General features: G+C 41.2%; 7 protein-coding genes. 3 read left to right on the top strand and 4 right to left on the bottom strand.

Annotation, left to right across the window (positions count from 1 at the left end; all coding sequences use genetic code 11):
* Nucleotides 1–46 precede the first annotated feature (46 nt).
* From RMZ42_RS10325 to RMZ42_RS10335, 3 genes are all read right to left on the bottom strand, one after another.
* Nucleotides 47–1,045, bottom strand: coding sequence for a glycosyltransferase (locus RMZ42_RS10325; RefSeq protein ID WP_322671402.1), 999 nt, complete (start codon nucleotides 1,043–1,045; stop codon nucleotides 47–49).
* Between the two features lie 121 nt (nucleotides 1,046–1,166).
* The gene (locus RMZ42_RS10330) at nucleotides 1,167–1,868 is read right to left on the bottom strand and encodes a DUF6391 domain-containing protein (protein WP_322671340.1); all 702 of its coding nucleotides are present in this window, start codon (nucleotides 1,866–1,868) and stop codon (nucleotides 1,167–1,169) included.
* Nucleotides 1,869–2,317: 449 nt separating this feature from the next.
* On the bottom strand, nucleotides 2,318–2,581 hold the full coding sequence (locus RMZ42_RS10335) for a helix-turn-helix domain-containing protein (RefSeq protein ID WP_292870113.1): 264 nt from the start codon (nucleotides 2,579–2,581) through the stop codon (nucleotides 2,318–2,320).
* 362 nt (nucleotides 2,582–2,943) lie between these two features.
* Between RMZ42_RS10335 and RMZ42_RS10340 the strand changes: the two genes are divergently transcribed.
* Both RMZ42_RS10340 and RMZ42_RS10345 read left to right on the top strand, forming a co-directional pair.
* Nucleotides 2,944–3,921: a carbohydrate kinase gene (locus tag RMZ42_RS10340; protein ID WP_322671341.1), complete on the top strand. Its 978-nt coding sequence runs from the start codon at nucleotides 2,944–2,946 to the stop codon at nucleotides 3,919–3,921.
* Between the two features lie 519 nt (nucleotides 3,922–4,440).
* Nucleotides 4,441–4,872: a DUF6006 family protein gene (locus RMZ42_RS10345; RefSeq protein ID WP_292816760.1), complete on the top strand. Its 432-nt coding sequence runs from the start codon at nucleotides 4,441–4,443 to the stop codon at nucleotides 4,870–4,872.
* A 230-nt stretch (nucleotides 4,873–5,102) separates the two neighbouring features.
* Here the strand turns inward: RMZ42_RS10345 and RMZ42_RS10350 are convergent, their stop codons facing one another.
* A complete protein-coding gene (locus RMZ42_RS10350) occupies nucleotides 5,103–5,780 on the bottom strand; it encodes a polysaccharide deacetylase family protein (RefSeq protein ID WP_322671342.1) in 678 nt (225 codons plus the stop codon).
* Between the two features lie 380 nt (nucleotides 5,781–6,160).
* On the opposite strand from RMZ42_RS10350, the gene RMZ42_RS10355 reads away from it, so the two are divergent.
* Nucleotides 6,161–6,614: calcium-binding protein (locus RMZ42_RS10355; protein ID WP_322671343.1), on the top strand; the 454-nt coding region annotated here is incomplete at its 3' end.

The raw sequence follows: 6,614 nt of genomic DNA on the forward strand, positions 1-6,614 counted from the left end.
ATTTCCTCTCTTTTCTCTGTGTTCTCAGTGTCTCTGCGGTTCGTTTCTATGACTTAAAATATTTCTTCCTCAATTTACCATATATCTTCTGAGCGAGTAATTTCGCCATCCGTATTTTAGTCAAACTCTTAATATTAGATGGCTGCTGTATTTTATGGTCAAAAAACTCATTTAACTCATCCAAAATAACTTGGAAACGCTTAATAATATTTTCAGTACGATGCTCAACCAAAAAATCTTCAGATAAACTAAAAGCTACTGAAGATTCAATTACCTTCAGAATCCGTTGCACATCATATTCTTGGGAATATCCAGCAATTTTATAGCAATTAAATCCAGGGTCTAAATAATCAGCTAGTCCACCGTTGACACTAGAAAATACTTGACAGCCACAAGCAAGAGCTTCCATTGGTTGTAGACCAAATCCTTCACTAACACGCTGTTGTGCCCAGTACTCAGCCGAATCATAGAGGTAAACCTTAGCTCGGTTAAATAGTCCAGGTAAATCCTCTATGTATGAGTCAACAACCAATACTTTACAACGTTTTTGCAACGCCGGAATCAATTCTTTAATTAAATACTCAGAAGACTTCCGAGCTTGAACTAAAACATCAATATCCCGTTCCAAACCTAAATTTTGAAACTCATCAGAAATTTGATTGGGCAAATAATAAATTAGAGAATTGGGTGATTTTTCTCCCCAATATCCCATTGTATAGCGGCTAACAGTCATGATTGGAATACTTGCAGGTAGCCTAAATGAATAACCTGGACTATGTGCATGGTAAACGACATTATATTGCTTAAGTTTAGCCACGAGTTGAGCTATATCAAATCCCCAACTGATTACAAAAATTACATCATTTAAATTTTTCTCTTTTAGCAAATCATCAATAAAAAGCTTATCTTTTTCGCGTTGACGGTAAGTTACAACATCAGCACTACAGAAATTCTGAGCTAGATTAAGTGCTTTTAACTCAGCCCAAAGACCACCACAGGCAAATTTGCTATCTGTACCGGGAAGTAAGAAGTAAAGTTTTCTCATAATTTTTTTAGGGCATTGGGCATTGGGCATTGGGCATTGGGCTTGGGCATTGGGCATTAAGGAGAGAAGAAAAATTACTTCTTTTCCCCTCTGCTCCCTGCCTTTGTGCTTCTTGCTCTCTTCATTCTTGCCAGCCCACTTTAACAAAATGTGCCTCACGCCCCCAAAGATCGCGCGTACGGGTAATATTTTCAATTGCTAGGTTAAAAGGAATGGCAGTTGTTAGGTAACGCTGCACTATGGAACCTAAATCAGGTGCGAGTTCTGCGGCTGTCGTCGCTGCTAATCCTAAACCTATAAGTTGCTCAATTGGTCGAAATGGTAGCAACAGATGCACACCCACAGCTAATCCAGCTGTTAAGAGCATTGCTACTGACAAATTTGTGCCACAACGGGGATGTACAGCCAAATCCCATTCTCCACTGGTGATGCGATATCGAGCAAGTGTGACTGCACGCCGCAAATCACTAATATTTACTTCACCATAGAGGTAGAATCCCTGCTCAGTAGATAAACCGCCTAATAGTTCATTATCTAGTTGAACATTAGTGGATTCTGCTGGAGCAGAATAGGCGCTTTTTGATTCGCTAAGAACCCAAACAGTAGCATGTTCTAAAGCATGAACCTGCCGCAGCATCAAAATTTCTTTTAACCCTGGAATAAACGATAGCTGTCTGAGTAAGTCGGCATCTTGTGTGGGTTGCGGAAAGTCTGAAGATTGGTCTTCCAGACTCGGAACCTTCTCAGATACAGGTATCGTAAAATTAAAGTTAAAAAATTCAAAGGGAGACGAGCTACCCTGAAAAGAAGCGGAAGTATTCATTGGAACACTACTCCCAAAGCCGATGGGGCAACATAGATTTCTTTCAAATGTAACGCTTGCACCACTGAATTGTTGCTAATTTTTGTAGATGATTGTTTAGTTAGGGTATTGGGCATGGGGCATGGGGCATGGGGCATTGGGCATTGTAGATGCTTCTTCCCAGTCCCCAGTCCCCAGTCCCCAGTCCCCAGTCCCCAGTCACTAATCCCCAATCCTTAGTCCTATATCTGTTCTGTTGAATTTGGAAAGGAATTCTGATCTTTTTAGTTTCCGAGTCCGAGGGTCAGCTGGCTCCACTTACATAAACTCCGGCTGAGTGAAGGACTCGGAACTTTTGGTAGAGTGTTCACACTGAAAACTTAGGCGTAAGGAGGGGAACAATCAGTAAAACTCAAAATTGGCTTGTAATTTACTAGACCAAAGCAATTAAGCTTCTACTAGTAAATTGTTTATTCAATCTGGTTAGGCAGAGTACAACAATTGACATCATTCAAACAGACTTTGCCCCACTGTAAAGCCCAGCGGACAAGGGCTACTCGATTATCTGTCTCAGTCTTAGTGAGAATATTACTGATATGGTTATCAACTGTACGCTTGCTAATCTCCAGTTTTGCTGCAATCTCTTGGTTAGTTAAGCCAGCGGCTACTAAGTCGATAATTTGCAGTTCTCTGTCTGACAGACTAACGGGGGTCTCAGACTTGCCACCAGCCATGACTATTTCTATCCTCCCTTGGTATATGTACTTAATCGCTCTTTCTAATTCTAGAAGATTCTTTTCTTGGTAGGGGTTTCAAGTGTTAGCAGTAATATGATTGTCAATATTTTCTTTGGATTTCAAGTTGCTAAAAATATAAACCACGCGAAATATCATGTAATAAATATAGCTTATTTTGATAAATATATTGTCTAAGCACTGAGATAAAGTAAGCGAGATTAGAAGCACATACACGCTATAAGAGTAGTAAAAATTGCTATTTAATTCTATGAAGGACTGGCGACAGATTAGCAAAAACTATTGTAGATTTTATACTGTAAATTCATAATCCTACATCAAAATCTAAAATTGAAAATGAGATGAGCAATCCCCGTGTTTTGTGCCTTGGTGAAATTTTGTTTGATTGTTTAGCCGATCAATTAGGGCTAAAGTTGGAAGAAGTGAAATCTTGGACTCCCTACCCAGGAGGGGCACCAGCTAATGTAGCCTGTGCTTTAGTCAAGCTGGGAATGTCAGCAGGATTTATCGGTGCTGTTGGCGAAGATGAGCCAGGAAATGCACTGGTCAAGCTATTACAAGATGTAGGTGTAGAGACTACGGGAGTACAACGCCATCCCACAGCACCAACGCGGCAAGTTTATGTTACACGGGATCTGGCTGGCGATCGCACCTTTGCCGGATTTGGTCAGTACGATACCGCAGAATTTGCCGATACTCGCCTGCAAGCTAAACAATTGTCAGATTCGCTGTTTCAAGAAGCAGATTTTCTGGTTTTGGGTACTTTGGAATTAGCTTATCCTGAGAGTGAAGCGGCAATTCACCGCGCTCTAGAATTAGCAGAGCATTACGACTTAAAAATTGTGCTGGATGTTAATTGGCGTCCTGTATTTTGGAAAGAGCCAAACATCGCCCATCAAAAAATTCCAGAATTATTTAAGCGAGTTGATTTCCTCAAACTCTCCAAAGAAGAAGCTGAATGGCTATTTGAAACCGCAGATCCCGGAGCCATTACTTACCGTCTAGCTTCGATTGAGGGGGTATTGGTGACAGATGGGGAAAACGGCTGCACTTATTGTCTGGGTGAGAACGAAGGCAAATTACCCTCGTTTTCTATCCCTGTAGTTGATACAACTGGTGCAGGAGATAGCTTTTTGGCAGGATTCATCCATCAACTGAGTAAGTATGGTATCCACAGCTTGCGAGATGCAGAAACAGCAAAACGCATTGTCACTTATGCCAGCGCTGTTGGGGCACTGACTACTATTAAACCAGGTGCGATCGCTTCTCAACCTACTGCTGCTGAAGTCGAAGCTTTTCTCGCCACACATCAACTCTAGGGACTAGCATAAGCCACTGGGATATCAGCATTTAGTAGCTGATACTCCCGACTATAAAATGTAAAAAAATCTTCATACCATTCTGCGGTCATATTAAACAATAAACGCAGTTGGAGAAGTTTTGATATTAGGTTAATGCATTCAATTTTTACTTTTAGAAGTTCTGAATTATCCTCAGTGTATGAGAGCAATGCACTCAGGTCAGATAGATTTTGAGATTAGTTAGATAAATACTGGATAATTCAGAATTACGGAGTAAAACACGCTTTATACCTGCGTAACAGACGAATCGTTGTGTACCTCACTTTCCTTGAAATCTGCTGTATAACAGTTCACCCGTTTGTAATTGATTAATCCGTTCAGTTGTACAAACAGGAAGGTGTCGCAGTCTATGCACAAAAAACATTGAATCTTTACACTTTCACGATCTGCATAAATAGTAATACTGATATCTATAAGTGAATAGAAAGTGTAAGTGAATAGAAAGCATAGATTAGCTTAAGGAATTGGTGAAGCATTATGAAAAACATCACAAAATGGCTTTTGGGCTTGGCGATTGTTCCTGCAAGTTTGGTATTGGCATCTAGTCATGTGAAAGCCAGTCAAATTGCTGGTGAGTGGTTCTTTGGTCTCTGGGATTGTAATATTGACGGTAGACCAGCAAAAATGCAGTGGAAAGTAGTCGATGACCCACAAACTAGTTGTAACGGTGATGTTTGCTCTACTACTTCTGGTGTCCGTCTCGTCGGGCGGTTTAGTGATAACGGTAGTGCGTGGGTTCCTCTAGGAAAACGTTTTTCCAGCAGACAAAAACAGGATTTAGGTATTCGTTATTTAGGTGCAGAACAAGATAACTGGTATCTCAAATATAATAGTCGTACTAAAATAGCAGATGGTTGGACGACATGGCGGGGTAAGCGCTATCCACTACAATGTCGTAATCGCAGATAAACATTTGCTATGCAAAATATGTAAATAAGCGATCGCTAAGTTTGAGTAATAAACACGCCAGTACCACACTTTTATTTAACTTGACAGGCTAATACTTTAACGTGAGTTCGATGAACCTCTCCCACGGGGAAAGGGACGAGCAATGAAAAATTAGGGTTTTGGCTCTCCTCTCCGATACGGAGAGGGGTTGGGGGAGAGGTCAAAAAAGGGCTTGTCGCACTCACGTTACTTTAGTTAGCCTGAGTTTGCTGCCACAGAGTATCAACAGTTACAAACTTATAGCCTTGTTGTAGCAGTTGTGGAATGAGAATTTGAATTGTGGCAGCAACATCTTCTCCACCGCAAGCACCATCGTGCAAAACAATTATTGAACCATTTTTGACCTGCTGCATAATTCGCTCTACTACAGTAGTTACACCTGGACGCACCCAGTCTTCTGGTACAACGCTCCACATAACTGGGCGGTAATTCCACTGAGAAAACCATTTTAAAGTAGCAGGTGTAAAGAAACCATTAGGCGGGCGGACATCTCGCACTTGTTGAGGTTGCAGGTTGCAGGCATTGTAAATGGCAGCTTGGGTTTTTTCTAAACTGTCCTTCAAGTCATTTGGGGAAAGCATGGGAAAAGAGCGATGATCGTAGCCATGCAATCCGATCCAGTGTCTGCGATCGCTAACGGCTTTAGCAATAGCTGGTGAACGGTTGACGCAAACACCCAACCAAAAAAAACTCGCTGTAATCTTGTAACGATCTAACACTGCCAAGACTTCGGGTGTGTATTGCGGATGTGGCCCATCATCAAATGTGAGTGCGATCGCTTTAGAACCTGGATTTCCAGCCCAAAGGCAGTTAGGAAAACTTGGCTGGAGAATGCGGTAGAAAATTGGGAAGAGGGGAGCTAGCTGCATAAAGTTTTTTCTTTTTTCCGTAATCTTGCGTAACTACACTGATTACTTAATATGATGATGTCAAGCGCGATTCGGACGCTTAACAGTCTTATATCTAAAACTTACACACTGTACAAATGGACAGTTATATGAATTAGCACTTATTGTAATGTTAGTGAGTTTTTCCCTTGTTCCTATTTCCAAGTTGGAAATGTAGTTTCCATCACAATCTATTCCTGGCTAGCTGACTCAACTTATTTTTTAGTTGTCAGCTCAACAGGAAATATCGTAGTCACAGAAGTAGGGCGGAAAAGAAAATTACAGCTTTTTCATATAATTGTCTTTTTGGCAAATTGTAAGTCCTGATATTAACAATTACTCTTTATTCAGGATAAACTCTCATGGCAATTAATTTTTCCGGAACTAATGGCAATGATGTTATCTTCGGCAGTAGTGACAACGATACCCTCAGAGGCTTGGATGGTGATGACAAACTGTTTGGTGGTAATGGCGATGACTTCATAGATGGTGGCTTTGGCTTTGACACCATTGATGGCGGTGCTGGAACTGATACCACATCTTACGCTTTCTTCTCTGGCCCAATTGATGCCAATCTCTCTAGTGGTGTAGTTAAGTTTCCGGGAAATTCTCCTCTTACAGATAAATTAGTCAGCATTGAGAATTTAATCGGTACAGCTGGCAACGATACGATTGTTGGTAATGATGCCAATAATCTTCTCAGCGGTGGAGCGGGTAATGACTTCATCGATGGTGGCTTTGGCTTTGACACCATTGATGGTGGTGCTGGAACTGATACCACATCTTACGCTTTCTTCTCTGGCCCAATTGATGCCA

Origin of the sequence: Nostoc sp. DedQUE05 (genome assembly GCF_034530955.1) — a bacterium.
GTDB lineage: Bacteria > Cyanobacteriota > Cyanobacteriia > Cyanobacteriales > Nostocaceae > Nostoc.

What these genes read in the sequence shown, in the direction of transcription:
- RMZ42_RS10325 (WP_322671402.1), bottom strand. Translation starts at nt 1,045, where the DNA reads ATGAGAAAACTTTACTTCTTACTTCCCGGTACAGATAGCAAATTTGCC.
- RMZ42_RS10340 (WP_322671341.1), top strand. Translation starts at nt 2,944, where the DNA reads ATGAGCAATCCCCGTGTTTTGTGCCTTGGTGAAATTTTGTTTGATTGT.
- RMZ42_RS10350 (WP_322671342.1), bottom strand. Translation starts at nt 5,780, where the DNA reads ATGCAGCTAGCTCCCCTCTTCCCAATTTTCTACCGCATTCTCCAGCCA.
- RMZ42_RS10345 (WP_292816760.1), top strand. Translation starts at nt 4,441, where the DNA reads ATGAAAAACATCACAAAATGGCTTTTGGGCTTGGCGATTGTTCCTGCA.
- RMZ42_RS10330 (WP_322671340.1), bottom strand. Translation starts at nt 1,868, where the DNA reads ATGAATACTTCCGCTTCTTTTCAGGGTAGCTCGTCTCCCTTTGAATTT.
- RMZ42_RS10335 (WP_292870113.1), bottom strand. Translation starts at nt 2,581, where the DNA reads ATGGCTGGTGGCAAGTCTGAGACCCCCGTTAGTCTGTCAGACAGAGAA.